The sequence below is a fragment of the Actinomycetota bacterium genome (assembly GCA_040757835.1).
Taxonomy (GTDB): domain Bacteria; phylum Actinomycetota; class Geothermincolia; order Geothermincolales; family RBG-13-55-18; genus SURF-21.
Map to the genome: position 1 here is coordinate 27,988 of JBFLWJ010000020.1, position 25,356 is coordinate 53,343.

The window sequence follows — 25,356 nt, forward strand, 5'->3', positions numbered from 1 at the left end:
AGCCGGCGATGGGTCCGCGCGGCTCAATAGCGGAAGCCGAGCAAGGCAGCGAGCACGTTGAGGAAAATGGGGACGGCGTAGATGATCCCGACGAAGATGAGCTTGCTCCTGTAGGTCTTCATGCTCAGCATGAAGTTGATCGCCGCGAACCAGTAGAAGTATCCAAGCAGGAAGATGATCCAGACGCCGCCCCAGGAGAGGTACCACCAGGGGTATTCCCATATCAGCTGGTCGCCCATGTTCAGGAGTATCTCGATGATCACGGCGAGGACGGCGAAGAAAACGGCGAAGAACCAGCGGTTGGGCAGGCCCAGGATCTTCTGCTCCGGGTCGGGGAGCAGGGTATGGTAGTAGATCAGGCCGAAGAGGAGGAAGCCGAAGATGATCTCGATGTTCCAGCCCACCATAACCCGGTAGGCGGTGGGCCCGGGGGTGGTCCACACCGCCGACCTCTCGGAAAGGTGGAAGACCCAGCCGTTCCAGGTCTCGTTGAAGAAGTCGCAGCCGAAGAGGACCAGCGCCGCCAGAATGGGGTCCCAGTTCCCCGACGCCCACGCTTCCTTGATCTCCTTGGAGTAGATATAGGCCAGGATGAGCAGCAGCGGCACCGCGTACCACTTGAGCATGTTAAGGTCTCTCAGGCCGTCCAATGCCTGCTGCGAAGCCTCGGTATAGGCGAAGAGCACCTCTCCCTCCTTGCCGCGGTCTCTCCGCCCTATACCTTCTTCTCCGCCCCCGTTTTTCCTTCCCCGCGTGAAAGCGGGAGAACCCCTTTTCTCCCCGCTTCGGCACGCTCCTTATGGGCCTGGTTCATCGCCTCGAAGGGACCCCTGGTCGATCTTTCCATCGCAGGACCAACCATGGGAGCGAAGAGACCGGAGACAGACGACCCGTGCATCAGATATGTCCTGCCATCGGGCGCCTCCTCCATGATCCAGTAATGCTCGGTGTCGATCAGCCCGGGGAAACGCGGCCACCCCAGCCAGCGCAGCTCCCGGCCGGGGTCCACGACCGTCAGCCGCGGACGAAACGTATACCCCCTGCTGCCCTCGGGCTCGAAGCGCACCTGCAGCCTCTCTCCGGCCTCGAGCTTGCCGCTGGCCTGCCTGATCATCGGATTCCATTGCGGGTACGAGCCGAAGTCGGTCAGCACCTTCCAGACATCTTCCGCCGCGGCGTCGATATCTATCCAGGTCACCAGTTCCTTTCTGAACATTCTTCTCGCCTCCATGGGTATGATCTCAGGCCCCGCCTATCAGCTTGAGGCAGATCAATCGAACGGCCTGCCGAAGATGTTGCGATACTCGAACTGGTCGTGGGAGGCGATGGTCCTGACCTCTTCGCCGTGCTCCCTCAGGAGCTTCTTCAGCGCCGCGATGGTCTGCGCGGCGCGCGCGGGGTCGCAGTGGGCGAAGCGCCGGAAGGCCCTGGTGCCGATGGGGGCCTTGCCGATCTCCCTCAGCTCCTCTTTTACGTAGTAGGCGTCTCCGCAGTGCAGGACCCACCCGTCCCCCGTCTCCACCGCCACGCCTATCTGGCCCCGCGTATGTCCCGGCAGCGGCACCAGCGCGATCCCGGACGGGAGCCCGGGCAGGTCCCTAGTGTACGGCATGCCGAACCAGGTACCGTCCATGTCCGGCAAGTGGGTTACCCACTTGGGGCCGTGGGCGAAGTGGACCCTGCATACACGGGTCCTTTCCAGGTGGTTGCGGGGGTTGTTGAGGGCGTCCAGTTCCGTCTCCGACACGTGCACCCTGGCGTGGGGGAAATCGGCGAGGCCGCCGCTGTGATCGGGGTCCACGTGGGTGCAGATGATGTCCCGGACATCCTCCGGCTCGAAGCCGAGCCTCTCTACCTGCCGCACCGCCGGTTCCTCCGCATCAACCTGGATGTTCATCATGAAGTTGTAATAGCGGCGCAGCCGGTTGGGGTCCGCCATGTCCCTGGTGCCAAAACCCGTGTCCACGAGCACGAGCCCGCTGTCGCCCTCGATAAGCAGGCAGAGGCAGCAGGAACGCTCCTCGTACGGCACGAAGAGCGTCGCGCCCCGCGGATACATGGTGCCGCAGTTGAGGTAATGCACTCTCATCACCCACCCCCTCCTCGAAGATCACTGTCGGGCTCGCCGCCTTCAGCGGCTGAACTGCATGAGCAGCCATTCGAAGGTGAGGTCAAGCCATTCCCGGTAATGTCCCATGGCGCAGTGGTCATCGTCCTCGTACAGTTTGAGCAGCGCTTTGGGAACCCTGGCCGCGAGGACGCTGGAATCCCTGGTGCCGAGCAGGGTATCGTTGTCGCCGTTGATGACCAGCAGGGGGATATCGATGCGCCGGTAGAGGTCGTTGTTCACGAACGACAGCTCATTCAGCCTGCGCCCCATAGCGGCCAGGCTGCCGGCCCCGGTGACCTTCTTGAGGACGGAAGCGATGATCTCCGGTGTGCCCAGGGAGTTGGCCAGCCCGAAAGCGTAGTGCAGGGGGGCGCCGCAGGCCACGGCGCACTTCAGCCTGGGATCGACCGCCGCCATCCTCGCCGACCAGTAGCCGCCGAAACTCGTCCCAACCATAGCTATGCGCCCGGCATCCACCCGGGGATGAACGGCGAAGTGGTCGATGACGCCGTTGTATACCGCCTCGGATGCCCCCGACATGGGCTGCCTGTAGGCATAGGTACCCGGCATCTCCATGAGGAAGACGCCGATGTCCGCGTCCCGGTAGGCCAGCAGCGGCAGGGCGATCTCCTGCACGGTGCCTTCCAGCCCGTTGGTGACGATCACCAGGGGGTGCTTCTCCTCCCCCGCGGGAAAGCGCGCATATCCATTGACCTCCTCGCCCGCCACGATGAGCGTCACCTTCTCCATGCGCTCGTCGAACAAGGGGACGGAGCGCTCGAAGAGCTGCGCGGCCTTGTAGTAGGCGTCCATCCTCAGGGGGGTATCCCCGGGAAAGGCACTCACCGTGTAGTAGGTGAGTGCTTTGACCAGGCGGTCCCGTGCCTCCTCCCCACCGGCGTCCCCTCCTTCCCGCAGGAGTCTCTCCGCCTCCGCCTCGTAAGCGCTGGCGATAGCGTTCCAGTACCCGCACCATGCCGACTCCTCGAACGACTTGAGGCCGCCTAGTTGCCGCGCGAAGACATCGGGGTCCAACCCCCCCATGTTGGCATAGCGCAGCCGGAACAGTTCGGGCAGGAAGAAGCGCACCCCCAGGCAGCCTGCCGCCCGCTCGGTCTGGCCGGTGACCAGGCAGAGGGTGATGAGGATATCCTTGAGGATCATTGCCGCCTCCGCTCGACTATACTTCCATCGTTTTCTTGAGCCACGCCGATATAGGCGGTATGAGGTCGTCCACGTAGTCGGTCATCACCAGGTGCGGCGCGCCCTCCATGTAGAGGAACTCTTTGTCGCAGGTCAGCCTGGCGTATACCCGGCGCACGTAGTCCTCGGGAAAGATATTATCCTTGCCCGCATGGATGACCATCACCGGGGTCTTTATCTCCTCCACCTTCACCGCCAGGGGAGTCGAGGCCAGGGAGTGGAGGGCGGACAGGCTCACCGCGCTCGCGACCAGCGGGTCCTCCCTGATGAACTCCATAACATCAGGTATAAGCCGGCTGGTCTCGGCCTTGAGGTCCAGGTAGAGATAGACGGGGGTCATCAGTTTGCCTAACGGCGAACCGACCACCGGCTGCAGCAGGGACAGGAAGGGCATCAGGGGGCGGAACATGCCCGGCCAGCGGGTCATCCTCTCGTTGTCCGGCTCATCGGGGGCGATGACGTTGTGGCACACGGCGGCCTTGAGGCGCGGCTCGGCCGCCGCGCAGTAGAAGGCGACCATGCCGCCCTGGCTCGAGCCGGAGACTGCCACCTTGTCACCGTAGGCCGCCATGGCGTGGCCGATGACCGCCCGGGCGTCCTCCACCAGCTGGCCCAGGGTATAGACCCCCCGCTTGCCGGTGCTCATGCCGTGGCCGCGCGGGTCGAAGCCCACCACGTTGAAACCCTGTTTGCTCAACTTGTACATGTACTCGGTATAGAGGAGCGCGTAGACGCTGGTCCCGGGGACGAAGACCATCACCGGGTCGCCCGGTTCGCTCTTGAAATGGTAGAGGGCCAGCGTACGGTCGCCCAGATCCAGCCGCTCCTCGCGCCAGGTACCGTAGAGTTCCCCCAGGCCCACCTTCTCCAGCAGCGACCTGGCATAGGCCCTCGCCTCCTCCTCGGAGGGGACCGGCTTGTTCATCTTAGCGAGGCTGTACGCGGCCCAACCCACCATCGGCACCGCGGCGGTGGCGGCTGCCAGCTTCATCTTCTTCACCTCGACCTCCTTCGGTGCGATCTCACTGATCGGTGCCCCTGCAATTATAGATATCCATTAGCGGTCCTTGCCCTTGCCTTCCTCTCCCCGATGCCTCGAAGTAACCGTCATATTATGAGTGATTATTCATTCATAATTCAGATCATGACTACCATTACCAGAACCGCTTGTCAAGCGTTCTTAACATGATGAGCTGCATTCATATGAGGATAAGGTCACGCAAAACGCCCATTACCTTCTTCGATTTATTGCCATAAACCATTTTCTTGTGATATATTGTATTGCAATTTGTCAGGAACGGCGGTCGCTGCAAGGAGCCATGATGGCGATGGAGAAGAGGCGGATGAAGATCGGTGAGCTGGAGAGGCTCTCCGGGGTGCCCCGCCATACCATCCATCACTATGTCCGCCAGGGCCTGCTGCCCGAACCCGAGCGGACGGGCAAGACCATGGCCTACTACGACGATTCCCACCTGGAACGACTCCTTGCGGTCCGCGAGGTCAAGGGAGACTCGAGGGTGCCTCTGTCCTTCCTGCGCAAGGTCCTGGAAGAGAGAGACGGGACGGAGACGTCCGGCGGCATCAAGCCGCCGCGGAAACCTGGGGATATGAGCAAGGAGACCGCGCTGCGGCGCAGGCAGCAGATAAGGGAAGCGGCCCGCAAGGTATTCCTGGAGAAGGGTTACTCGCGTGCCCGCATCGAGGACATAACCGCCGCGACGGGCATATCCATCGGCACCTTCTACATCTACTTCGAGGACAAACAGGAGCTGTTCATGGAGGTCATCGACGAGTTGACCCGGAACATGGTCTCGGCCTTCGAGGCCATGGTCGAGAAAGAGGATGATTTCCAGAGGAAAGCGGCGATCACCGCCACATATTACATAGAGAACTACGAATACTTCTCCGGGATCATCAACCAGCTGCGGGGGATGATGGCTGCCAGCGCCCCCTCCGCCCGGGAGAAGTTCGAAGCCCTGCACAACCAGATGGCCGACCCCATCGCTGCCGAGATCCGAGCAGCGATCGGCAAGGGCGTGATCCGCGATTTAGACCCGGAGCTTCTGGCCCGCGTTTTCATGGGCATGGTGGAATTCCTGGCCATCTATCTCACCTTCAACCCCCAGCATCCCGTCCCCGAGGTGACCTCGTTCATGCTCGACCTCATGATGAACGGGATCAGGTGAGGCCGGCGGCAAACAGTCTCGCCCGTTCTGTTTTCAGTCCATGGCGAAAACGCCCGATAATATATGTTAGATACTGCCAGCAGGGCGAGCGGAACGAGAGAAGGTGGCGTTGGATGAACCCTCTCGACAGATGCCTGGAATGTGGACTGCCCGAGATCATCACCTCCGAACACTCCTGGCTGAACAACGGCGATATCGTGCAAGCGCGCAACCACAGCAGCCGCATGGTCTTCATCGAGACCGAGAACCTCGACCCGCTCTTCAAGGGCATAGAAGAGATCATCGGCTCCCCCATCGAGCACCTGGTCATCACCGCGGGACGGCGGGCGTACCGCGGATACCTCAAGTCCTTCGTCCCCGCGGCGGTGAGGGAGAAGGTCAGGAACCGGGAGATGGACTACGAGCCTATCGACGCGGCGTTCCGCGACATCGGCAGGATAAACGGGGCGGGGAGCTACAACCGGGTAGCCCTTCGCTACGAGCAGGACGAGAACGATTTCGACACCGTCAGCATCACCGAACCCCATTCCGTCCCCCTCGCCGTGTCCGCCCACGTCGGCGCCGTCGAACTCCTTACCGGTGTCGAACAGGGTTATTCCTACGAGCGGATGTTCCCCGATCTATACAATATCACCGCGTACCCCATGCCACACACCAAGGAACTCAAGGAGCGACTGTGGTTCCGCCCCCACACCCACGTGGACGGGGACATCGAGCTCGAGAGGTGCCCGTCTTGCGGGTGCCCCAGGACGATGTCCAGCTATCAATGGTATCCGGACCGGGGTATCATCGTGAACAAATTCACCCGCAGGCGCATGGCCATCCAGGGAGATGTCCTGCTGGACCCGGTCTTCCACGAGCTGGAGGAAGAGCTGGGGGACGAGGTCCCCCGGGCGGTGGTCGAGGCGCAGCGGCGCTTCACCAAGAGCGGCTTCTACACCATCGAGGACATCACCGACGAGGGGGATTTTCGCACCCAGCTCGCGGTGCGCGGGCTCGGGAACCTCAAGGAACTGAGCATGCGCAGGATGGGCATGCGGCTGCGCATGGAGAACGTCGCCCTGCCCATGATCATCGTCGGGCTTGCCCAGGGTTTCTTCGAGATAGGCTTCGGCACCGCGGCCACCGACGCGGAATGGGAACTCACCGACGGCGGGGTCCTGGAGGCGGAAGTCAAACCCCGATCATCGCAGCTCGCCACCGGCAACGGAGTACGGGCTTAGCGGGCCTGTCCGGTCAGCCTGTCCCACCGGTCGCGGGGTCCTCGCCGCGTAGTCATCAGGGGAAGCCGAAACGCCTCTGTACCCTCGCCAGCAGCTTCACCGGACCTGGCGTCTGCTTGACCTTGAGCCCCATGAAACGGGTCTGGATGAACTCGAGGATGATGCCCACCTCGTCCACGGTGTCCAGGTAGGCGTAGTCGATGGTCAGTCCCAACTGCTTCAGGACCCCCCGCTGCAGCACCTCGATGCCCGCCTCGCGGCAGGCCTGCAACCTCTCCTCCAGGTTGTTCACGGCAAAACCGAGGTGATGTATCCCCTCCTCGAGCCCTCCCAGGGTATCGAGATAGAGGTTGCTCCCGGCCACGATGTTGATGAGTTCCAGCTGGACCCTGCCGGTGTACCCCATGGCGATGCGGCCCCGGACCGTGACCTCGCAGCCGCGGTCCAGGCAGTACTCCGTGTCTCCCTCCAGGACCAACCAGGGCCCGATGCCGAAGAGCTTCTCGAAGCGCTCTATGGACTTGTCCATGTCCTTGACGTAGATGCCGATCTGGGCGAGGCGCGGCATGCGCAGATGCTCCATCACCGTCATCTCCGACCTCCTTTCTCCGGCCGCCCGCGTTGCGAACGGCTGCGGTCTTTACCGGTCGTTTTCAACTCATCATGCCTCGAAGCGCGTCATGTCTATGACCGTCGCCGCCCGGTCACGGCCCGCCTTCTCCAGGGCCACCATGAGCTCAGCCGCTCCGGTGGCCACGGCGCCATTAAGGCCGAACCCCTCGGCCACCCCTCTCCAGTCGAAGGGCTCGCCCACCACGCACACGATCACGCCGATGTCCTCCCGCCGGGCGGTGTCCAGTTCCTGGACGTGGTGGAGCAGGGACGCGGTGTCGCAGAGGGCGAAGACCCGCTCCCGGGGGCGTGCCAGCTTGACCCCCAGGGCCATGGGCAGCCCGTAGCCGATACCCTTGAGCCCGTGGGAGAGGTAGCGGGTATTATTCGTGCCGGCGGGGCAGAGCAGTGATCCCCAGTAGAAGGACTCCCTCCCATCCAGAACCATCAGGTCCTGCTTGCCCATGGCCTGTCCCAGGGCATCAACCGCGGCCCCGGGGCCCTTACCGCGTGCGTCCTTCCTGGTATTATCCAGGGTGCCCTCGAAGGACTCCCGGCAAGCCTGCCGCCACTTCGTCCTCTCGCCCGACTCCCCGCGCATGCCATTCTCCAGCGCCCTGGAGATGGATGCGGCATCGCCAGCCAGGACCGCGTCCACCGGCCCCAGGGAGCCCAGGAGCTCCGGCTCCGGCGAGGTCTGGATGACCCTGGTGCGGGAGCGGTCCACCATCTCCACGACCTCCTCCTGCTCACCCAGGGTGGTCCCGAGCAATAGCAGCAGGTCGGCCTGGCCCATTGCCTCCGGCAGGCTGGTGAGAGCGGCGTGGCCACACACGCCGATATACCCGGGATCGTCGCCAGCGAGCGCCGACAGGGCGGGCGGGGTCAAGGCCACGGGGGAGGACAACCTCTCCGCCAGGGCGGACAGCGAGTCCCAGGCCCCCTCCCTGAGCACGCTCAGCCCCGCCACCACCACCGGCCTGCTCGACGCCTCGAGCAGCCCCAGGGCCGCGGCGGCGGCGTCGCGGTCGGGCAGGTAGCTGCCGGAGAAGCGGCTGCTCCCGGGTGGGGGCATGAGCTTCTTGAGCCGTTTGCCCGTCACCGCGTGATACTCGTAAAAGACGTCCACCGGGATATCGATGTGAACCGGGCCCTTCTCGCCGGAGTGGGCCTCGCGCAGCGCCCTCTGCACCAGGCGCGGGATGCGACGCCAGTTGTAGGCGACACAGTTCCAGCGCGTCACCCCCGACAGCATGTCCGCCTGGTAGCAGCCCTGCAGCGACTCCTGGGCCGGATACATCTTCCAGCTCTGCACCTGGGGTGATATGGAGAGGATGGGCACGTGATCGCCCCACGCGTTGGCGGTACCCGCCGCCGAGTAGATGGCCCCGGCGCCGACGGTGGAGAGGACCACCGCCACATCGCCCGAGGCGCGGGCATATCCGTCCGCCATCATCGCCGCCGCCGCCTCGTTGCGGGGGGCCACCAGCTTGAGCCCCGGGTCCCGGTACACGGCATCGAAGAGCGGCAGTATCTGGCCTCCTATTATCCCGATGAAGCAGTCCACTCCCTCCTGGGCGAGGGTCTTGGCCACCAGTTCTCCTCCATTCAGAAGCTGCATGCCCATCACCCCCTCACTTTAGGTCCCTGTCCAGGAAGATGTTGACGGCGTACTTGGCAACGCTCAAGAGGCGCCGGTCGAACTTGACGTTGGGTTTCCCTATGGCCCGCAAGGGGTTCAGGCTCACCCCCTCGAACTCACCGCCCATCGCGAAGCTGATAAGGGTCTCGGGGATGGCGTCCGGGTCGATGAGGACGTCCAGGATGGCGGGGAGCCCTGAGGCCCGTGCCTCCCGCCATGCGGGCTCGATATCCTCCGCCCTCTCCACCCTCCTGCCGTAGCATCCGAAACCGCGGGCTATGGCGGCATAGTCGGAGCCCTCGATGATGGACGCCGCGTGGCGGCCGCCGAACATCATGTCCTGCGCGCCCTTGATCATGTTCCAGCAGCGGTCGTTGAAGATGACCACCACGAAGTCCATGCCCAGGCGGCGCGCCGTCGCCAGCTCCTGCACGTTGTAGAGGAAGGCACCGTCCCCCTGGATGAGCACCAGGGGCCGCTCCGGCGCGGCGGCTTTTATGCCGATGGCCGCGGGAATGCCGCATCCCAGGGTCCCCATCCCCGCCGGGGCCACCCCGCTCTTGGGCGTATGGTTCATGCAGAACATCGCCGACCACAGCGCGGTATTGCCCCCGTCGACGGCGATGAATATATCCGGCTCGAAGAGCTCCGCAATGGTTTTGGCCAGGTAAGCCGGCTGGATGACGGGCCACTCGGCATCAGCCAGGCTTTCCACCCGTGCCCGCCAGCCCCTCTTCTTGGCCAGGAGGTGCTCCACCCAGGGACGGTGGGCCGGGTTCGGCTTGACCTCGCCCTCCTCCACCATCTCCAGCATGCGTACAAGGACCGCCTTCGCGTCCCCCAGGATGGATATCTCCACCGGGGTGTTGAGGCAGATGTTGATGGGGTCGATATCCACCTGGATGATGCGCACGTCCGGGTTCCAGAAGGGCGGCGAGCCGAATCCCTCGAAGCCCCCCAGGGCGGCGCCCACCACCATCACGCAGTCGGCGCGCTTAACGGCACGGTGGAAGGCTTCGCCGCCCAGGAAGCTGGGTCCGCCGATGTAGAAGGGGTTGTCGCCGCGGATGCCGCCCTCGCCCGAGATGGAGGTCGAGGCGGGCAGCTCCAGGGCCCGCACCAGCCGGTCCATCTCGTCCCACGCTTCGGCGTGGGTCACCCCCCCACCTGAGATGAGCAGCGGGCGCTCGGAGGACAGCAGGGCGCGCAGGCCGGCGCGGATGAGTTCGGGGTCTCCGTCTATGGTCACGATCTCGAGGGAACCCAGGCCGCGGGCCACCAATTCCTCCAGTTCCTCCGCCCCCATCTCCTTCACCTCACCGAGCACCGCCTCCGCGATGTCCAGGTGTACCGGACCGTGGCACCCGCTCATGGCTTCCCGCCAGGCTTGCCCCACCAGCCTGGGGATATCATCCATCGCAGTGACGGTCTCGCTCCACTTGGTAAAGGGGGCGAAGGTGCGCCGGTGGGTCAACCCGGGGAAGCTCCCCCCCAACCTGGTGCTCGGGCACACCGTGATGAGAAAGACCGGCACCTTGTCCCCCCAGGCGGTTCCCACGCCGGTGAGGGAGTTAACGGCGTCCGCCGGGGTGGAGGAGAGGATCACCGCCGGAACTGCATTGTAGAAGGTATTGCTGTAGGCCATGAAGGGGCCCGCTATATCCCCCAGCGGTGTCAGCGCCGTCAGTCCTTCCTCTCTTTCCAGGGCCGCGAATACCGGGCCAAGTGCCCCCGCGTCCCTGCCGACCACGAAGCGCGTCCCGATCCCGACAAGTGAGCGCGCGAGCAGGTCGCATCCAGACACCTTCATGTCCTCACCCCTTTTCCGAATCCGCTCCATAGCATGGGATATCTGCCATAATAAATATTACATCCTCTGAAGCCGACCACAACGGGGTCGGTTGACGCCCGTCCCTTAAGATCCTATAAATGTCTAGGTAAGCATGCGAACCTGTTCAAGTCGGTTGTCTGTATATGGCGCGGGCTTCAGGAGGGACACGAGCCTGGCTGTGATGGCTCCGGATTCCCGCGATCGCCTGCCGGAAAGGAGACTTTAGTATGTCTGAGGCTATCGCGACCATGCTGGCCGGGCTGCAGGAGGACGAGGTCCTGGCGGAGGTCCGCAAGGTCCTCGATGAAGGGGGCGACCCCCTCTCGCTGGTGGAAGGCCTGAGGGAGGGCATGTCCGAGGTGGGAAGGCGTTTCGAGGACAAGGAGTACTTCCTCTCGGAGTTGATCATGTCCGCGGAGATCTTCAAGGAGGCCATCGCCCTCATCGAGCCGCACCTCGAGGCGGGAGCGGGCCCCACCAGGGGGAGCGTGGTCATCGGCACCGTGAAGGGAGACATCCACGACATCGGCAAGAACATCGTTGCCACCCTGCTGCGCTGCGAGGGTTACGACGTCCACGACCTCGGTGTTGACGTCGCCCCCGAGGCCTTCGTGGGCAAACTCAAGGACACCGGCGCTTCCCTTCTGGCCCTCTCGGGCCTCTTGACCCTGGCCTTCGATTCCATGAAGGAGACGGTGGAGAGCCTGGCCGAGGCGGGGCTGCGGGACAGGGTGAAGGTGATCATCGGCGGCGGACCGGTGAACGGGAAGGTGGTGGAATATTCCGGCGCCGACGCCTTCGGGGTGGACGCCGCCCACGCCGTGAAGCTGGCCGCGGGATACCTGGGCGCATGATGCCGATTGGGAGGATAGTGTAAGGCCCCTATTTGGTGGGTTGGGAATCGCAGGCGGGGCACTTCCAGCCCTTTCCCCGCCGGCCGTAGCCGGGGGGGACGTCTTCCCCGCAACGTCCGCAGCGGTAATGGCCGGAGGACTCGCGCAGGATGTAGCTGCCTCCCTCGATTCGCAGCGCCTTCCCCCCCACCAGCGCGTCGATGACCTTGGCCCGCGACTCATTTAGGATGCGCTGCAGGGTCTGGCGGGACACGCCCATCTCCCTCGCCGCATCCTCCTGGTACATACCCTCCAGGTCGACCAGGCGCAAGGCCTCGAGTTCGTCCACGGTCACGACCACTTCCTCGAGCTCGAGCATGGGAATCCCCCGCGGTTTAAAATACTCCGCCTTGGGGGACTCGCGTACGAGCCTTGGTTTGATCGGCCTGGCCAATTCCTTATCTCCCTCCGGCTTCGCCGTTTGCCTACGAATATATCACATTCACAGTATACACTCGCTGCCGGTCACCGCCGTCGACGGATCATGCGCATATAGGAGCCGTCCCGGTACGGACTCAACCGGCGTGCACGGACGGAAAGGGCGCCGGCCGGCTTACGGCCTGCGCCCCGTCTTCAACTTTATATGGGGATGCGGCTTAGAACGCCGACTCTGGCTTCCACTCCTTCCACACCTTTCCGGCCAGGTCCGGCCTGGGCTTGAGGGTCGGCTTTCCGGGCTGCCATCCCGAGGGGGTGACCTCGCCGGTCTCGCTCACATACTGGTATGTTTTCACCTGGCGTATAAGCTCGCTGACGTTTCGGCCCACCGGCGGGGTGAGGACCTCCATGGCCTGGACTATCCCCTCGGGATCGATGATGAAACGCCCACGGACGTCTACTCCCGCCTCCTCATCGTAGACGCCGAATGCCGTACCGATACGGCCACCGGCGTCGGAGAGCATGGGGTAAGGGACGCCCCCCTCCGTCCACGTACGCGCTTGCCTCGAAATCGGGGGCTGGCTTGCCCACCAGTACTCCCATCTTCGGTCCTCCCTTCATCTCCCCTGTCTCTCCCGGTGCGGTCTCTGCCGGCGCTTGAGCGTGTAGCCGTATCCCCCTGCCAGCTCCACGGCGGAAGACGCGATCTCCTCCAGCTTGCCGCTTACGAAGAGCTTGAGCATGCACAGCTCGCAGTGGCAGGGATCACCGGCATCCAGCCTACCCGCGGCCGCTTGCAGCGATATCTTCATCGACTCGATGCTGGTGGCCATGTCGCTCATGCGGAAATAGAGCGCCTGGTGGCCGGCGAGCGCCCTGCCGCCCTGTCTCCTCTCCCCAGCGTATCGCGAGACCGTCTCCAGGCAGGCGCGGGCCATACCCGCGGCCATGGCCGCGACCAGGAGCGCCGCCCCGTCGAAGAGGGACAGCAGGTCATCCCTTACCATGCCTTCTCGGAGCAGGTTGCCGGCGGGAAAGGCGCAGTCCTGAAGCACCAGCGCGTGGTTTGGAAGCCCTTCCCATCCGCTGAAGCGGTAGCGGTGGGCCAGGTGCAGCCCGGGACTCGACGAGGATATATAGGCCGCCGCGATGCCTTCGGGCCCCTTCAGGAAAGCGAGCAGGCCGCTCTCCTCTCCAGGCGCGGTGTTGGTCACGAAACACTTGTTGCCACTTGCGTAACAGGCCTCTCCCTTTCTCTCCAGGGAGGTCCGCAGGTCGGCAAAGTCGGTGCCCGCCTCCGGCTCGGTCAGTGCGACAGCCCCCAGGACATCACATCTCGCAAGCGGCGGCAGGAGATCCGCCGCCTGGCGTCCATCGGCCCAGAGGAGCAGGCCGGCCGTGCACACCAGGTGGGAGAGGAGCATCATAGCCAGGACCGGATCCGCCAGGGCCAGTTCTTCGATCACGATAGCCGCCTCGGCCCATCCTCCCCCTTCCCCTCCCATCTCCGTGGGGATGAGGATCCCGGGATAGCCCGCCCCCTTGAGCGCACGGAACCGCAGTAGAAGAAGCCCCTCATCCCCTTGAGGCATCAGTCCGTCCTCTTTGAGTATGCGGGCACAAAAATCGCAGGCCTGGGCGCGCAACATCGACTGTAGGTCGTTCTCTTCACACGAGGGCATGTTCTCTCCCCCCTGTCGATCAAGCATCACGCGCCTGCTTGTTCCCACGTGGCTGTCCGTATGATACACGTCATGGGACACATGAGTAACAATATAGACATATGCCCATTATATCCCTAAAATATCATTAGTCGCGGAAAGCAATTACCGAGGAGGAAACATGATACTGGCGATAGTCAAGGAAGGCGAGAGGGTCTCTTCACATTACGGGCGCTCCGAGGGGTTCATCCTCGCCGAGATCGATAACGGTTCCATCAAGTCCCGGGAGGTCATCCCGGCTCCGTCCGAACATTCATGTGGGGGCCTCGCCGAGCTTTTTCTGCGCCACGGGGTCGATACTGTGATCGTCGGCGGGATCGGGGGCGGCGCCGTCCAGCACCTCAATGCCGCGGGCATAAACATCGTCGCCGGGGCTTCCGGAGGTATCGAAGAGGTGCTCTCCAGCTACCTGGACGGCTCGTTGTTGCCCGGGGACGCGGTATGCGGCGGTGAGCACGAAGGCCCGTGCCGCCACCACTGAAGCGCCATCATCACCCACACGTGGTCAATCCGGAGAGACAGGGCCCCTGGAAGATACCACAAAGGCGGCGCCGTCGCATGACGGGCGCTCGGAAAAATCCCGTGCGTAGCGTCCCACTTCTTTTTGGGAGCGGGTTCCCGCCTCGAGGCTGGTCTATCCCTCAGTCGCAGCAACCCCTGGGGTGATCGGGATCGGTGCAGAAATTCTGCACGAAGACCACGCCCCGGCACTCCCCCACCGCGAGCCCCGGACCATCCACGTCGCTGAACTGGAACTCGAGCTCCATGAAGGGCATGCCCTTCCTCTCGTAGATGGTGCGGATGGCGATCCAGCCGGTGAAGTCGGAGGGATCGATGGGGCGCACGAAGGTGGTATTGATCTTGGCGATCATCATGTTCACGGCGACCTTGCGGCAGCGGACGTGCTCGGGGTCCACCCCGAACTTGTCCAGGGGCACCAGCCCGCTCTTACTCCCTTCCATGGAGAGCACGTAAGCGAGCTGGTTGAAACAGAGGTTGGAGTCGACGGCGTTGAAGTGGCGGAAAGTGGCGTACTCCACCTCGTCCTCGGGTGGTGCCAGGTAGAAGGAGGCGGGGATGGCGAAGTTGCCATGGGCACGCACGAAGACCTCCTCGTCATCGTTGTTGAAGAGGAGCGCCGGATCGTAACTAGTGGGGTGCTCCAGCCACGCGTCCTGCAGGTAGCGGCAATCCGGCCGGTAGAACTATATGTCTCCCAATAGGTCCTGGGACTGCAGGTGGGGCAGGCTCTCCTGTGGCACGTCGATCTTGACCGTCATCGTCGGCACCTCCGTTCCGCCGTCGCGAATACTTCCACCACATTAATAATCGTCCTTTCGGTAAACGCCTTGAAGCCGTTCTCCGCCGCGGTACCTGCGGTATCGCAAGAGGATGCGCCGGGCGGCGGTCCACCGTATCGGGCGGGGTTGACGCCGCCGCTCAGCGACGCGGCGGGATATCGTCAAGGCCCAACTGACCTCCGGGGTTCATGATGCCGTGGGGATCGAAGTGGCGCTTCAGGGCCCGCAGGACCTCCATCTGCTCTTTACCGAGATGGGCCTCCATCCAGGGCGCGAGCATGCGGCCGATTCCGTGGTGGTGGCTCAGGGTGCCGCCGTGCTCCAGTATCCGCTCGATGATGCAGTCCTGGAAGGCCACGTATTCTTCCACGTCCATGCGCGCCATTAGGATGAAGTAGAGGTTGGCCCCGTGCGGGTAGAAATGGGACGCGTGGGTCATGCAGATAGTGCCGGGGCGGCTCTTGATGAAGGAACGCACCCCCTGGTGCACGCGGTGCAGGTTGTCCCATGTGACGCTGGTCTCCAGGGTGTCCAGGAAGATGCCGTAATCGTTGAGGTCCTCGCGCATGTATGGTTCGGTGTAGCGGGTATGTTCCCACATGCGCGCGGGATAGCCGGTGAGGGGGATGGCGCCGTGCCCGCGGGCGATTCCCTTGACCTTGCGAGCCACCAGGCGGGCGAAGTCCCTGTCGCCCTCGATGTTGCCGAGGCACAGGCTGCGCTGCCCGGGCTTGAACCCCAGGCGCTCCAAGCCGGCGTCCACGAAGCCCGGCACGCCGTAAAGCTTGAGGCCGCGGTCGGTCTCCTCCGGGTCTGAGATGCGGTAGATGGCGGGCATCCCGAACTCGGACTGCATGATCTCGCGGCTGGCGTCAACTGCCGCCTCCCAGGTGGGGAACATGAAGCCGAAGCGCCGCCGGTTCTCCGGCATGTAGCGGTAGATCTTCATGGTCACCTCGACCAGGATGCCGTAGGTGCCCTCGGAGCCCTTGAGGATATCATGCACCTTGGGTCCGGTGGCCGTGGCCGGGTAATCGAGGGTCTTGATGGTCCCGACGGGGGTCACGTACTCCTGGCTGAAGACGATGTCACAGGCGTCTCCGTAATAGGTGGAGGCCTGGCCGGACCCCAGGGTGACCACCCATCCTCCCACCGTCGAATACTCGAAGGACTGGGGAAAATGACCGCAGGTGTAGCGGCGCCTGCAACCGAAGCCCTCGGGGGCATTATTGAGGGCTGCCTCGTAGGCGGGTCCGAACATGCCCGGCTGCACCCTGGCGGTCTGATTGAACTCGTTTATCTCCAGGAGCCTGTTCATGTGCGTGCTCAGCACCAGGGAGACGCCCCCCTTATAGGGACGGCAGCCGAAGTTGACGGATGAGCCTCCACTGAAGACGGTGATGGGTATGCCCTCGCCATCGCAATACTCCACGATCCTGCGCACGTCGTGCTTGTCGCGGGGATGGACGACCACGTCGGCCACCTCGCGGTAGATGCCCCGGCGCAGTTCCAGGACCTCCTCGGAGTTCTTGGCCGAGGAATACTTCACGCGGCTGAAGTCATCCAGGGCCACGTTCTCTCTGCCAACGATGGCCGCCAGCGCCTCGATCTGCTCCGCCTGCAGCGCCGGGGGGCGTTCGAGCACAACCGGCTCGTTCCCCTCGTCCCGCTTGACGGAAAAATCTGTCTCGCTCATGTGGAACTCCCGCTGCATCATTTTTACCCAGGCGTCGCTGGGGTGCTTGAAATGACGGGGGTCGCCGTATTTGACGATGGACCGGATGGTCCCGGGCCGGGGGGCCTGCTCCGTCCAGTCCGGCCTGAACTTCTTTCCCATTATCCCTTCCCTCCCGATAGGCAACCATTATTTCCCATATATGTCTTCACCCGAACATTCTATCACGATTCAGGCGGCCTTCTCCTCCGGGAGGGCCCTCACCGTACCGCCGATACCATACTCCGTCTCGCGGCCCCCGGCCTCCCCGGGAGCTAAGCCCCGCCGGCGGTCGCGGGGGACTCGATAAGAAAACGGGGACGTATAAGGAAGAATCACCGCTCCGGGTATTGTAGAATGATTGTGCCGGCGGCTGCCGCGGCAAGTACGGTTACGTAAAATAGCCGATCTACAGGGAGGATAACAACCATGTCAGAGCCCAAGGAAGCCACCCCCTTCACCGAGGAGGCCAACGCCGTATCGAGTTTTAAGAACCTGGACTGGAAGGACGGACAGGACTGGGAGGACGCCCAGAGGGGCTTTATCGCCAGCCTCGACCCCCCGCTCATCAAGGACGACGGTGGCCGGCCGGTCTGGGACCTGGACGGCTACGCTTTCCTGCGGGAAGAGGACGCGCCCCCCAGTGTCAACCCCAGCCTGTGGCGTCAGGCCAGGCTCAACATGCACCACGGCCTGTTCAAGGTGACCGACCACATCTACCAGGTGCGGGGCCACGACCTGTCCGTCATGAGCATCATCGAGACGGACACCGGTTACATCGTCATCGACCCGCTCATATCCGCCGAGACCGCCCGGGCGTCCATGGGTCTGGTATACGAGCACCTTGGGAAGAAACCCGTGGTGGCGATGGTATATACCCACAGCCATGTCGATCACTGGGGCGGCGTCAAGGGGGTTATCTCCGAGGCTGACGTCAGGGCGGGCAAGGTCCATGTCATCGCGCCGGAGGGTTTCACAGAGGCGGCGGTGAGCGAGAACGTCATGGCCGGCAACGCCATGAGCCGACGTGCCTACTTCATGTACGGGAGCCTGCTGCCCAGAAGCCCCCGCGGACAGGTTGACGCCGGCCTGGGCAAGAACATCTCTAACGGCAGGATAACGCTCATAGAGCCAACGGTCATCATCTCCAATACCCCCACCGAGATGGACATAGACGGCGTCAAGATCATCTTCCAGAACACCCCGGACACCGAGGCCCCGGCCGAGATGCATTTCTTCTTCCCGCAGTTCAGAGCCCTGTGCATAGCGGAGAACTGCACCCATAACCTGCACAACCTCTACACCCTGCGCGGCGCCCAGGTGAGGGACGCCAGGAACTGGGCCCGCTACATCGACGAGGCCATCGAGCTCTTCGCCGCCGACACCGACGTGGTCTTCGCCAGCCACCACTGGCCGACGTGGGGGCACGACCGCTGCGTGAAGTTCCTGGCGAAGCAGCGCGACATGTACAAGTACCTCCACGACGAGGTGCTGCGGCTGGCGAACCACGGCATGACCATGCTGGAGATAGCGGAGGAGATAAAGCTGCCCGAGGAGCTGGAGCGCGAGTGGTATAACCGCGGTTACTACGGCACCATCAGTCACGACGCCAAGGCCATCTACCAGAAGTACCTGGGGTGGTTCGACGGCAACCCCGCCAACCTGCACCCCCTGCCTCCCGCCGATGCCGCCGCGCGTTACGTGGAGTACATGGGAGGCGGCGAGGCGGTCCTCGCCAGGGCGCGGGAAGCCTTTGCGAGGGGCGAGTACCGCTGGGTGGCCGAGGTGGTCAACCACCTGGTCTTCGCCCAGCCCGACAATATGGAGGCGCGGGAGCTGCAGGCCGATGCCCTGGAGCAGCTGGGATACCAGGCCGAATCCGGCCCCTGGCGCAATTTCTACCTCACCGGCGCCATGGAGCTGCGCGAAGGAGTGGTCCCGGTCGAGCAGGCGAAGAGCGGCAGCGATGACGCCATCACGGCCATGAGCGTGGGCCTGATCTTCGACTACATGGCGGTACGGCTCAACGGGCCCAGGGCCGAGGGCCATGCCGCGAGCATCGGCTTCGACTTCACCGACACGGGCGAGGCATACCTGCTCCAACTGGAGAACGGGGTGCTTAACTATCTCACCGGGAAGTGGGACGTGACCCCCGATGCCGTCCTCGCCCTCACCCGCTCGGCGCTTAACGAGATCCTGACCCAACAGGCCAACGTGGCGGACAAGGTCTCATCCGGGGAGGTCACCATCGAGGGCGATGCGAGTAAGCTAGCCGAGGTATTCGGCCTCATGGACGACTTCGATCCCTGGTTCAACATCGTAACGCCGTGAAGCGGAAAGCCGAGGTGAAAGCCATGACCGATGGACCGGCAGATGAAGCGATCACCATGGATAGCATGACGCCCAGGGGGCTGAAGGCGCCCCGCGCCGCCGCCATCGCCGGCATCCTCTTCGCAGTGCTCCTGGCCGCCGCTATCATGCTCATGAGGATCTCCATGCCCTCGGACCCCGCTGATGCCGGTCAATGGCTCAGTGATGGCGGCCGTAAGACGTCCGTGGTGATCGCCATCAATCTCGTCCCCTTCGCGGGCATCGCCTTCCTCTGGTTCATCGGCGTGATCCGCGACCGCCTTGGAGACTGGGAGGACAAGTTCTTCGCCACCGTCTTCCTGGGCAGCGGGCTGCTCTTCGTCGCGCTGCTCTTCGCGGCCACGGCTATGGCCTTCGGGCTGCTGGCGAGCTTCGATGCTCCTCCAGGCACGGCCAGCCAGCACGATCTGTGGGACCTCGGCAGCAGAACGGGGTTGGCGCTTCTAAACGTGTTCGCCATGCGGATGGGCGCGGTGTTCATCATCTCCACCTCCACCGTCGCGCTGCGCACCGGTTTCATCAGGCGCTGGCTGGGACTGCTCGGCCTCGCCATCGCCCTGGTGCTGCTGGTGGCAGCGAACTCCGTTCCCTATCTGAACCTGTTGTTCCCGCTGTGGATCGTGCTGGTGAGCCTGGACATCCTCATCTTCGATCTGCGCCAGGGCAAGGATCCCGCCGCGGCCACGGAAGGGGGCTGACCGTGTCATACATGCGGCCGTCATTTCCATCCGGTCGAAACCAGGGGGCTTAGCATGGGACCACCGGCCGGTTTCCGTTTCTTCAGGGAGGATGAGTGCGACCGCTGCGGCATCTGTTTTCAGCGCTGCCCCGTGCTCGAGCTTTCCGGGGATGACGCGAAGCGGGAGATAGAGAAGCTCATCCGCGGCGATGTGGCTGGGTCCCTGGTGCTGCGGCGCTGCGAGACCTGCAACGTCTGCGAGTTCGCCTGTCCCCGGGAAGCCAGCCCCTACGGCCTCATCCTGCAGCGCTACGGCGAGATGAAAAAGGCCCAGGGCCTTCCCCACATGGCCAAGTTCATCTTCCCCAACGAGCCCGAGAACATGTGGTCAACCATCAGGGTGCTGATGGGAGACGATGAGCTGTCGCTCCTGCGCGCGTGGGAGGATAACCTCCGGCAGCCCAGGGAGGAGGTCCTCGTAACCGGCTTCTATAACAACCTGGTGCCGTTCATCGCCCAGACCTCGCTGCTCGACGACCTCAGGCCCGCCATCATGGGCAGCGACAGTATGTTCGGCATGGGAGAGGACGCCTACCGGATCGGGGATTTCGCGGAGGCGGAACGGTTGGGCCGCCTGGCGGTTCAGAAGTTCACCGAGCTGGGCGTGAAGAAGATGTACTGCTTCATGGTCGTCGAGGCCTCGATGTTCACCGACGTCCTGCCCGAGAGGTTCGGCGTGGAAGCCGGCTTCGAGGTGGAGCTCCTGGACACCTGGCTTCTGGAGCGGCTGCGCGGCGGAAAGATAGAGATAAAGCAGCCCTTGCGCATGAAGGTCACCGTCCACGATAACTGCTGCGGCAGGTACATGGACGCCGTCCTCCCCGACACCACGCGCGAGATAGTGGAGCGCACCGGATGCCGGGTGGCCGAGATGCGCCACTGCCGGGAGAACGCGCTCTGCTGTGGCTGGGCCGGGACCGTGCCCACGCTGTACGGTCCCACCTCAGATAATCCCGTCCACACCCTGCTCAACCTGCTGCAGGCCCTCTACCTCAGGTGGCAGGAGGCCGAGGCCACCGGCGCGGACGCCCTGGTCGTACCCTGCCCGGGCTGCTACGCATTCCTCTCGCTGATCAAGGTGCTGACCGCCAGCGACCTCGACGTCTACCTGCCCCTGGAGCTGGTGCAGATGGCCGCCGGGGAGATGCCAGCCCACCGCAACCAGGAGCGGGCGTGGGACATCCTCGCCCTCACCACCAACCTCGTTCTCAAGTGGTTCTTTTCACCCCGGCGCTTCTTCCCCAGGCCCGTGGATATCGACGCGCCGCTCCCCCGGGTCAGCCAGGGGGACGCAGCACGGATAAGGCTTTTCGGCCGGTTTTTCCACGGCCCCCTGGTGCAGAACCCCGTTTCCAGGAGGCTCATCGCGTCCGCCGTAAAGGCCGCCATCGCCGCATACAGGACCTACCTGGAGCGGAAGGGACGCGCGCTCATGGGCTTGTGAGCCGCGGGGAGCGGCCCCCGTTCCGCGCGGTGCGCAGCCTGCCGGCGCTCACCTATATCGGCCCTACCACCATCGGCAAGGACGGCAGTGCTTATTCCGGCTTTTGCAGGAAGGGGACCTTCTGGCGCATGCCGCGCAATGTTCCCACCAGCTTGGTTGATTTCAACAGCGTACGGAACATCCAGCTGTCATCGCGGGGCAGGATGCCGGCGGCCTGCGTCGCCTCGAAGATGTCATAACTGGTGTCCCCCTCGTACATCCGCCCCTCCCGGTTGAAATAGTAGCGGTCGAAGCCGTGGCACTGGATGAAAACACCCGTCCCGTAGATGGCCGGGGCGGTCTCGTCGTAGGGGTAGAGGCGGAGGGGGCCGCTCCAGTGCCCGCTGCCGAGGTAGCGTACCAGGATGCGCACCTCCCCTTCCGGGGTATAGTCGACGAAGACCTGTCCGGGTAGGGGATCGTAGCGCCAGTCGGGGATGGCGTCGAAGAACGCGAAATTGTACTTCACGAACTCGTCCAGGCCGACGATGGTGCGGCCGAACGACGACACGTCGGTGTAGCGGAGGTCCGGCTCGTAGAGTTCTTCATTCAGGGACATGTCGCGCATCAGCCAGCTCCACCAGTACTTCTTGGCCCATTCCAGCGTCCAGCCGATATCCATGCCGCGCTCGGCATAGTACTGGATCTTGCGCTCGTAGTCCACGAACCACTGCCTGGTCATGGCATTGAGCTCGGGCTCGGTGAGCACGCGGACCTTGCCGCCGGCGCGGTTGCCGGTGAGGAACTCCGGTACCGGCTGTTGCAACCTCGGCATGGCCAGGGCCTTCTCGAATTCCGCTTGATCGAACATCAGGATATCCCCCTTTCCGCTGCGCATGTAGATAGCCACGGAGAAGACCGATATTGATTCCCCGCTCCAATAGTACTCCATTCTTATGAAAGAGGGCCTCGCCGGCTCGTAAGGGATTCGCGTCTCGCCTAAAGGGCGGAATATCACCCTGGCGGCTCTCAAGCATCGGCCGCTTTCGGTATGGATAAACCTCACTCTCGGAGCGGAGCACTTGCCCCGAATATCCTTCCCTAGCTGCGATTTCGGCTTAAGGCGAGTAGATCTTACGGCCTGGGTGGGTTATCTTGCCTAGTTATATATAATTATATATAATTACTACGGCTTCGACCGTGTTGCTTCCGTCAAGGATTGATAGGGCATAGATCTGGTTGGTCGGCTTGGTAGATCGAGTATGGGGAGGAGGGTCCCTCGCAATGTCAAACGTCTTTCGCTCGGTCATGATCTTCGCTATCGCCATCTCCCTGCTCGCCATCGTGGCTTTCCTTGGCGCCTGCTCGAACGGGGAGACCGGAACAGCTGCTCCCGCAGCGGTCCGCCTCGGCTACTTCCCCAACGTTACCCACGCGCCCGCTATCCTGGGCGTCACCGAAGGGTATTTCCAGGAGGAGCTGGGTGATGTCTCCCTGCAGACCGCCACCTTCAACGCGGGCACGGAGGCCACCGAGGCGCTTTTCTCGGGAGCCATCGACATGACCTTCATCGGGCCGAACCCGGCCATCAACGCCTTCGCCCAGTCGGGCGGAGAAGCGGTACGCATCGTATCGGGGACCACGTCGGGCGGCGCCGCGCTGGTGGTCCGCGAGGGCGTCGACACCCCCGCCGACCTGGCCAGCACGCGGCTCGCAACGCCATCCCTCGGGAACACCCAGGACGTGGCCCTGCGCGCCTGGCTTGCCGACCAGGGATATGCCACCACCCTGGAGGGAGGTGGCGACGTCTCCATCCTCCCGCAATCCAATGCCCAGACCCTTGAGACCTTCCGCTCGGGCGACATCGACGGGGCCTGGGTCCCGGAACCGTGGGCGACCCGCCTGGTGCTCGAGGGTGGCGGGCACGTCCTGGTGAACGAGGCCGACCTGTGGCCCGAAGGCCAGTTCGTCACGACCCACCTCATCGTGGCCACCTCTTTCCTGGACGAGCACCCGGACCAGGTGCGGGCCGTGCTGCGCGGGCTCATCCGCGCCGTCGACTTCGCCAACCAGGACCCGTTCCAGGCACAGGCCGCGGTTAACGCCAACATCGAGCAGCTCACCGGCAAAGCCCTGGCACCAGATGTGATCTCGGGTTCCTGGAACAACCTCACCTTCACCCTTGACCCCATCGCGTCCTCGTTGCAGCGATCGGCCGACGATGCCATTGAAGTGGGGCTGCTCGAACCGGTCGACCTGAAAGGTATCTACGCCCTCGACATCCTCAACGAGGTCCTCCGCGAGGAAGGCCGTCCGGAGGTCAGTCAATGACCATCTCCGCCCAGGACCTTGGTGCTGTCGCAGCAGTCGGGGAGGGCCCGGCGGAGGCCCCCACGGTCCGCGTGGAGCACCTATGGAAGACCTATGGTAACGGCCGGTCCGAGGTCCTCGCCCTCGCCGATTTCTCCCTGGACGTCTTTCCCGGGGAGTTCGTCTGCCTGCTCGGCGCTTCCGGGTGCGGCAAGACAACCCTGCTCAACCTCATCGCCGGCATCTACAGCATCGATCGCGGCTCCATCACCACCGACGGGCGCGGGGTGGGGATGGTCTTCCAGGAACCCGCGCTGTTCCCCTGGCTCACGGTGCGGCGGAACGTGGAGACATCCATGCGGTTCCGGCGCCTCCATAAGCACGGGCGCCGGCAGCGCGTGGATGAACTGCTGCAACTCGTGCACCTGCACGAATTCGGGGACTGCCGCCCCCACGAACTCTCCGGGGGCATGCAGCAGCGGGCCACGCTCGCGCGCGCTCTCGCCCAGGACGCCGAGATCATGCTCATGGACGAGCCGTTCGGGGCCCTCGACGCGATGACCAGAGGGATCCTGCAGGATGAGCTTGAACGCATATGGCGCGCCACGGGAGTGACCGTGCTCTTCGTGACCCATGACGTGAGCGAGGCCGTGCGCCTGGGCGACCGGGTGGTGCTCCTCTCCAGCAGGCCCGGCCGGGTGATCGAGGAGTTCCCGATAGCGCTGGCGCGGCCGCGCCGCATCGACTCGACCGAGGTCGGCGAGGTCGCCCGGGTGATCACCGAGCGGCTCCGCGACGAGGTGAGGAGACATGGCTGAACCCATCTCCCCCCTCGACCAGGACATCCGGGGAGTAGACGCCCTCGACATCCCGCGGCGGGACAGGCGGTCACTGGCGCTCGCCCTCTGGAGGTCCCTGTGGCCGAAGCTTGCCGCGATAGCTCTGGTCTTCGCAGTATGGGAGCTGGCCGTGTTGAGCGGCTGGAAGCCGACCTACGTGCTCCCGCCGCCCTACGAGGCGTTCGGACGCCTCGGTGAACTCATAACCACCGCCGATTTCTGGAGGGCGGTGGCTATCACCATGCAGCGGGCCGTGTTCGGCTTTGCCCTCGCCGTATCGCTGGGGACGATATCGGGCCTGGCGGTATCGCAGTCCAGCGTCCTGCGCCGGGCCGTGGGCTCCATGATCACAGGCCTTCAGAGCATGCCGTCCATCGTGTGGTTCCCCTTCGCCATCCTGCTCTTCGGCCTCACCGAGGGGGCCATCCTCTTCGTGGTGGTGTTGGGGGCCGCTCCGGCCATCGCCAACGGGCTCATCTCGGGCATCGACAATATCCCGCCCATCCTGCTGCGGGCCGGCCAGGTGCTGGGCGCCCGCGGCCTCAACTCGTGGCGGCACGTGGTGCTCCCGGCCGCGCTCCCCGCCTACGTCGCCGGGCTGAAACAGGGCTGGGCCTTCGCCTGGCGGTCACTCATGGCGGGCGAGCTGCTGGTGATCATCGCGTCACGGCCATCCATCGGCGTCCGCCTGCAGTTCGCGCGCGAGCTGAGCGATGCCGCCGGCCTCATGGCCATGATGATCGTCGTCCTGGTGATCGGCCTCATCGTGGACGGCGCGGTGTTCGGCAACGTCGAGCGATGGATCCGGCGCAACCGCGGCCTGGAGGTCACCCGCTAGCGCGCTCCTGGACCATGTGCTTG

At 63.9% G+C, this 25,356-nt stretch carries 22 protein-coding genes and 2 pseudogenes; 10 read left to right on the forward strand and 14 right to left on the reverse strand.

The window, feature by feature from the left end:
• Positions 1 to 23: 23 nt before the first annotated feature.
• Genes AB1384_13385 through AB1384_13405 form a run of 5 tightly spaced genes read right to left on the reverse strand, consistent with a single transcriptional unit; the run spans position 24 to position 4,304 of the window.
• Positions 24 to 686, reverse strand: coding sequence for a hypothetical protein (locus AB1384_13385; GenBank protein ID MEW6555265.1), 663 nt, complete (start codon positions 684 to 686; stop codon positions 24 to 26).
• Positions 687 to 715: 29 nt separating this feature from the next.
• Positions 716 to 1,216 (reverse strand): SRPBCC domain-containing protein, encoded by a 501-nt coding sequence (locus tag AB1384_13390; GenBank protein ID MEW6555266.1) that lies wholly within the window; start codon positions 1,214 to 1,216, stop codon positions 716 to 718.
• Positions 1,217 to 1,270: 54 nt separating this feature from the next.
• Positions 1,271 to 2,089, reverse strand: coding sequence for an MBL fold metallo-hydrolase (locus tag AB1384_13395; GenBank protein ID MEW6555267.1), 819 nt, complete (start codon positions 2,087 to 2,089; stop codon positions 1,271 to 1,273).
• Between the two features lie 42 nt (positions 2,090 to 2,131).
• Positions 2,132 to 3,274 carry an alpha/beta hydrolase gene (locus AB1384_13400; protein ID MEW6555268.1) on the reverse strand — a complete coding sequence of 381 codons (1,143 nt, stop codon included), beginning with the start codon at positions 3,272 to 3,274 and terminating at the stop codon, positions 2,132 to 2,134.
• A gap of 16 nt (positions 3,275 to 3,290) precedes the next feature.
• Positions 3,291 to 4,304 (reverse strand): alpha/beta fold hydrolase, encoded by a 1,014-nt coding sequence (locus AB1384_13405; protein MEW6555269.1) that lies wholly within the window; start codon positions 4,302 to 4,304, stop codon positions 3,291 to 3,293.
• 337 nt (positions 4,305 to 4,641) lie between these two features.
• Between AB1384_13405 and AB1384_13410 the strand changes: the two genes are divergently transcribed.
• Both AB1384_13410 and AB1384_13415 read left to right on the forward strand, forming a co-directional pair.
• Entirely contained in the window at positions 4,642 to 5,499 is an 858-nt protein-coding gene (locus AB1384_13410) for a MerR family transcriptional regulator (protein MEW6555270.1), read from the forward strand.
• A 113-nt stretch (positions 5,500 to 5,612) separates the two neighbouring features.
• Positions 5,613 to 6,722, forward strand: coding sequence for a hypothetical protein (locus tag AB1384_13415; protein MEW6555271.1), 1,110 nt, complete (start codon positions 5,613 to 5,615; stop codon positions 6,720 to 6,722).
• A 55-nt stretch (positions 6,723 to 6,777) separates the two neighbouring features.
• On the opposite strand, the gene AB1384_13420 is transcribed toward AB1384_13415, so the two are convergent.
• The 3 genes from AB1384_13420 to AB1384_13430 all read right to left on the reverse strand — a co-directional run bounded on the left by AB1384_13420 (position 6,778) and on the right by AB1384_13430 (position 10,786).
• Positions 6,778 to 7,314 (reverse strand): VOC family protein, encoded by a 537-nt coding sequence (locus tag AB1384_13420; protein MEW6555272.1) that lies wholly within the window; start codon positions 7,312 to 7,314, stop codon positions 6,778 to 6,780.
• Between the two features lie 69 nt (positions 7,315 to 7,383).
• On the reverse strand, positions 7,384 to 8,955 hold the full coding sequence (locus tag AB1384_13425) for a thiamine pyrophosphate-binding protein (protein MEW6555273.1): 1,572 nt from the start codon (positions 8,953 to 8,955) through the stop codon (positions 7,384 to 7,386).
• Positions 8,956 to 8,968: 13 nt separating this feature from the next.
• A complete protein-coding gene (locus tag AB1384_13430; protein MEW6555274.1) occupies positions 8,969 to 10,786 on the reverse strand; it encodes a thiamine pyrophosphate-binding protein in 1,818 nt (605 codons plus the stop codon).
• 248 nt (positions 10,787 to 11,034) lie between these two features.
• Between AB1384_13430 and AB1384_13435 the strand changes: the two genes are divergently transcribed.
• On the forward strand, positions 11,035 to 11,661 hold the full coding sequence (locus tag AB1384_13435; protein ID MEW6555275.1) for a cobalamin-dependent protein: 627 nt from the start codon (positions 11,035 to 11,037) through the stop codon (positions 11,659 to 11,661).
• 28 nt (positions 11,662 to 11,689) lie between these two features.
• Here AB1384_13435 and AB1384_13440 read toward each other — a convergent pair whose 3' ends face one another.
• The 3 genes and pseudogenes from AB1384_13440 to AB1384_13450 all read right to left on the reverse strand — a co-directional run bounded on the left by AB1384_13440 (position 11,690) and on the right by AB1384_13450 (position 13,760).
• Positions 11,690 to 12,094, reverse strand: coding sequence for a DUF134 domain-containing protein (locus AB1384_13440; GenBank protein MEW6555276.1), 405 nt, complete (start codon positions 12,092 to 12,094; stop codon positions 11,690 to 11,692).
• A 202-nt stretch (positions 12,095 to 12,296) separates the two neighbouring features.
• Positions 12,297 to 12,623, reverse strand: a pseudogene (locus AB1384_13445) (redoxin domain-containing protein).
• A gap of 72 nt (positions 12,624 to 12,695) precedes the next feature.
• Positions 12,696 to 13,760, reverse strand: coding sequence for an acyl-CoA dehydrogenase family protein (locus AB1384_13450; GenBank protein ID MEW6555277.1), 1,065 nt, complete (start codon positions 13,758 to 13,760; stop codon positions 12,696 to 12,698).
• 160 nt (positions 13,761 to 13,920) lie between these two features.
• On the opposite strand from AB1384_13450, the gene AB1384_13455 reads away from it, so the two are divergent.
• Positions 13,921 to 14,280, forward strand: a complete 360-nt coding sequence (locus AB1384_13455; GenBank protein MEW6555278.1) for a NifB/NifX family molybdenum-iron cluster-binding protein — start codon at positions 13,921 to 13,923, stop codon at positions 14,278 to 14,280.
• A 160-nt stretch (positions 14,281 to 14,440) separates the two neighbouring features.
• Here AB1384_13455 and AB1384_13460 read toward each other — a convergent pair.
• Positions 14,441 to 14,989: pseudogene (locus AB1384_13460) on the reverse strand (FcoT family thioesterase).
• 250 nt (positions 14,990 to 15,239) lie between these two features.
• Positions 15,240 to 16,937 carry an FAD-binding oxidoreductase gene (locus AB1384_13465; GenBank protein ID MEW6555279.1) on the reverse strand — a complete coding sequence of 566 codons (1,698 nt, stop codon included), beginning with the start codon at positions 16,935 to 16,937 and terminating at the stop codon, positions 15,240 to 15,242.
• A 306-nt stretch (positions 16,938 to 17,243) separates the two neighbouring features.
• On the opposite strand from AB1384_13465, the gene AB1384_13470 reads away from it, so the two are divergent.
• From AB1384_13470 to AB1384_13480, 3 genes are read left to right on the forward strand one after another with little or no spacing between them, the layout of a single operon-like run.
• Positions 17,244 to 19,145, forward strand: a complete 1,902-nt coding sequence (locus AB1384_13470; protein MEW6555280.1) for an alkyl sulfatase dimerization domain-containing protein — start codon at positions 17,244 to 17,246, stop codon at positions 19,143 to 19,145.
• Between the two features lie 23 nt (positions 19,146 to 19,168).
• Positions 19,169 to 19,882 carry a hypothetical protein gene (locus tag AB1384_13475; protein MEW6555281.1) on the forward strand — a complete coding sequence of 238 codons (714 nt, stop codon included), beginning with the start codon at positions 19,169 to 19,171 and terminating at the stop codon, positions 19,880 to 19,882.
• A gap of 54 nt (positions 19,883 to 19,936) precedes the next feature.
• On the forward strand, positions 19,937 to 21,367 hold the full coding sequence (locus AB1384_13480; GenBank protein ID MEW6555282.1) for a (Fe-S)-binding protein: 1,431 nt from the start codon (positions 19,937 to 19,939) through the stop codon (positions 21,365 to 21,367).
• A gap of 91 nt (positions 21,368 to 21,458) precedes the next feature.
• Here the strand turns inward: AB1384_13480 and AB1384_13485 are convergent, their stop codons facing one another.
• Positions 21,459 to 22,217, reverse strand: a complete 759-nt coding sequence (locus AB1384_13485; GenBank protein MEW6555283.1) for a nuclear transport factor 2 family protein — start codon at positions 22,215 to 22,217, stop codon at positions 21,459 to 21,461.
• A gap of 413 nt (positions 22,218 to 22,630) precedes the next feature.
• Here AB1384_13485 and AB1384_13490 point away from each other — a divergent pair, with 413 nt between their 5' ends.
• Genes AB1384_13490 through AB1384_13500 form a run of 3 tightly spaced genes read left to right on the forward strand, consistent with a single transcriptional unit; the run spans position 22,631 to position 25,333 of the window.
• Positions 22,631 to 23,677, forward strand: a complete 1,047-nt coding sequence (locus tag AB1384_13490) for an ABC transporter substrate-binding protein (GenBank protein MEW6555284.1) — start codon at positions 22,631 to 22,633, stop codon at positions 23,675 to 23,677.
• A complete protein-coding gene (locus AB1384_13495; protein ID MEW6555285.1) occupies positions 23,674 to 24,474 on the forward strand; it encodes an ABC transporter ATP-binding protein in 801 nt (266 codons plus the stop codon). Before AB1384_13490 ends, AB1384_13495 begins: the two co-directional genes overlap by 4 nt.
• Positions 24,467 to 25,333, forward strand: a complete 867-nt coding sequence (locus AB1384_13500) for an ABC transporter permease (protein ID MEW6555286.1) — start codon at positions 24,467 to 24,469, stop codon at positions 25,331 to 25,333. Before AB1384_13495 ends, AB1384_13500 begins: the two co-directional genes overlap by 8 nt.
• The last annotated feature ends 23 nt before the right edge of the window (positions 25,334 to 25,356 follow it).

What these genes read in the sequence shown, in the direction of transcription:
- AB1384_13455 (MEW6555278.1), top strand. Translation starts at nt 13,921, where the DNA reads ATGATACTGGCGATAGTCAAGGAAGGCGAGAGGGTCTCTTCACATTAC.
- AB1384_13400 (MEW6555268.1), bottom strand. Translation starts at nt 3,274, where the DNA reads ATGATCCTCAAGGATATCCTCATCACCCTCTGCCTGGTCACCGGCCAG.
- AB1384_13500 (MEW6555286.1), top strand. Translation starts at nt 24,467, where the DNA reads ATGGCTGAACCCATCTCCCCCCTCGACCAGGACATCCGGGGAGTAGAC.
- AB1384_13495 (MEW6555285.1), top strand. Translation starts at nt 23,674, where the DNA reads ATGACCATCTCCGCCCAGGACCTTGGTGCTGTCGCAGCAGTCGGGGAG.
- AB1384_13425 (MEW6555273.1), bottom strand. Translation starts at nt 8,955, where the DNA reads ATGCAGCTTCTGAATGGAGGAGAACTGGTGGCCAAGACCCTCGCCCAG.
- AB1384_13410 (MEW6555270.1), top strand. Translation starts at nt 4,642, where the DNA reads ATGGAGAAGAGGCGGATGAAGATCGGTGAGCTGGAGAGGCTCTCCGGG.
- AB1384_13470 (MEW6555280.1), top strand. Translation starts at nt 17,244, where the DNA reads ATGTCAGAGCCCAAGGAAGCCACCCCCTTCACCGAGGAGGCCAACGCC.
- AB1384_13395 (MEW6555267.1), bottom strand. Translation starts at nt 2,089, where the DNA reads ATGAGAGTGCATTACCTCAACTGCGGCACCATGTATCCGCGGGGCGCG.
- AB1384_13390 (MEW6555266.1), bottom strand. Translation starts at nt 1,216, where the DNA reads ATGTTCAGAAAGGAACTGGTGACCTGGATAGATATCGACGCCGCGGCG.
- AB1384_13405 (MEW6555269.1), bottom strand. Translation starts at nt 4,304, where the DNA reads ATGAAGCTGGCAGCCGCCACCGCCGCGGTGCCGATGGTGGGTTGGGCC.
- AB1384_13485 (MEW6555283.1), bottom strand. Translation starts at nt 22,217, where the DNA reads ATGTTCGATCAAGCGGAATTCGAGAAGGCCCTGGCCATGCCGAGGTTG.
- AB1384_13435 (MEW6555275.1), top strand. Translation starts at nt 11,035, where the DNA reads ATGTCTGAGGCTATCGCGACCATGCTGGCCGGGCTGCAGGAGGACGAG.
- AB1384_13480 (MEW6555282.1), top strand. Translation starts at nt 19,937, where the DNA reads ATGGGACCACCGGCCGGTTTCCGTTTCTTCAGGGAGGATGAGTGCGAC.
- AB1384_13450 (MEW6555277.1), bottom strand. Translation starts at nt 13,760, where the DNA reads ATGCCCTCGTGTGAAGAGAACGACCTACAGTCGATGTTGCGCGCCCAG.
- AB1384_13430 (MEW6555274.1), bottom strand. Translation starts at nt 10,786, where the DNA reads ATGAAGGTGTCTGGATGCGACCTGCTCGCGCGCTCACTTGTCGGGATC.
- AB1384_13475 (MEW6555281.1), top strand. Translation starts at nt 19,169, where the DNA reads ATGACCGATGGACCGGCAGATGAAGCGATCACCATGGATAGCATGACG.
- AB1384_13415 (MEW6555271.1), top strand. Translation starts at nt 5,613, where the DNA reads ATGAACCCTCTCGACAGATGCCTGGAATGTGGACTGCCCGAGATCATC.
- AB1384_13420 (MEW6555272.1), bottom strand. Translation starts at nt 7,314, where the DNA reads ATGACGGTGATGGAGCATCTGCGCATGCCGCGCCTCGCCCAGATCGGC.
- AB1384_13465 (MEW6555279.1), bottom strand. Translation starts at nt 16,937, where the DNA reads ATGGGAAAGAAGTTCAGGCCGGACTGGACGGAGCAGGCCCCCCGGCCC.
- AB1384_13490 (MEW6555284.1), top strand. Translation starts at nt 22,631, where the DNA reads ATGTCAAACGTCTTTCGCTCGGTCATGATCTTCGCTATCGCCATCTCC.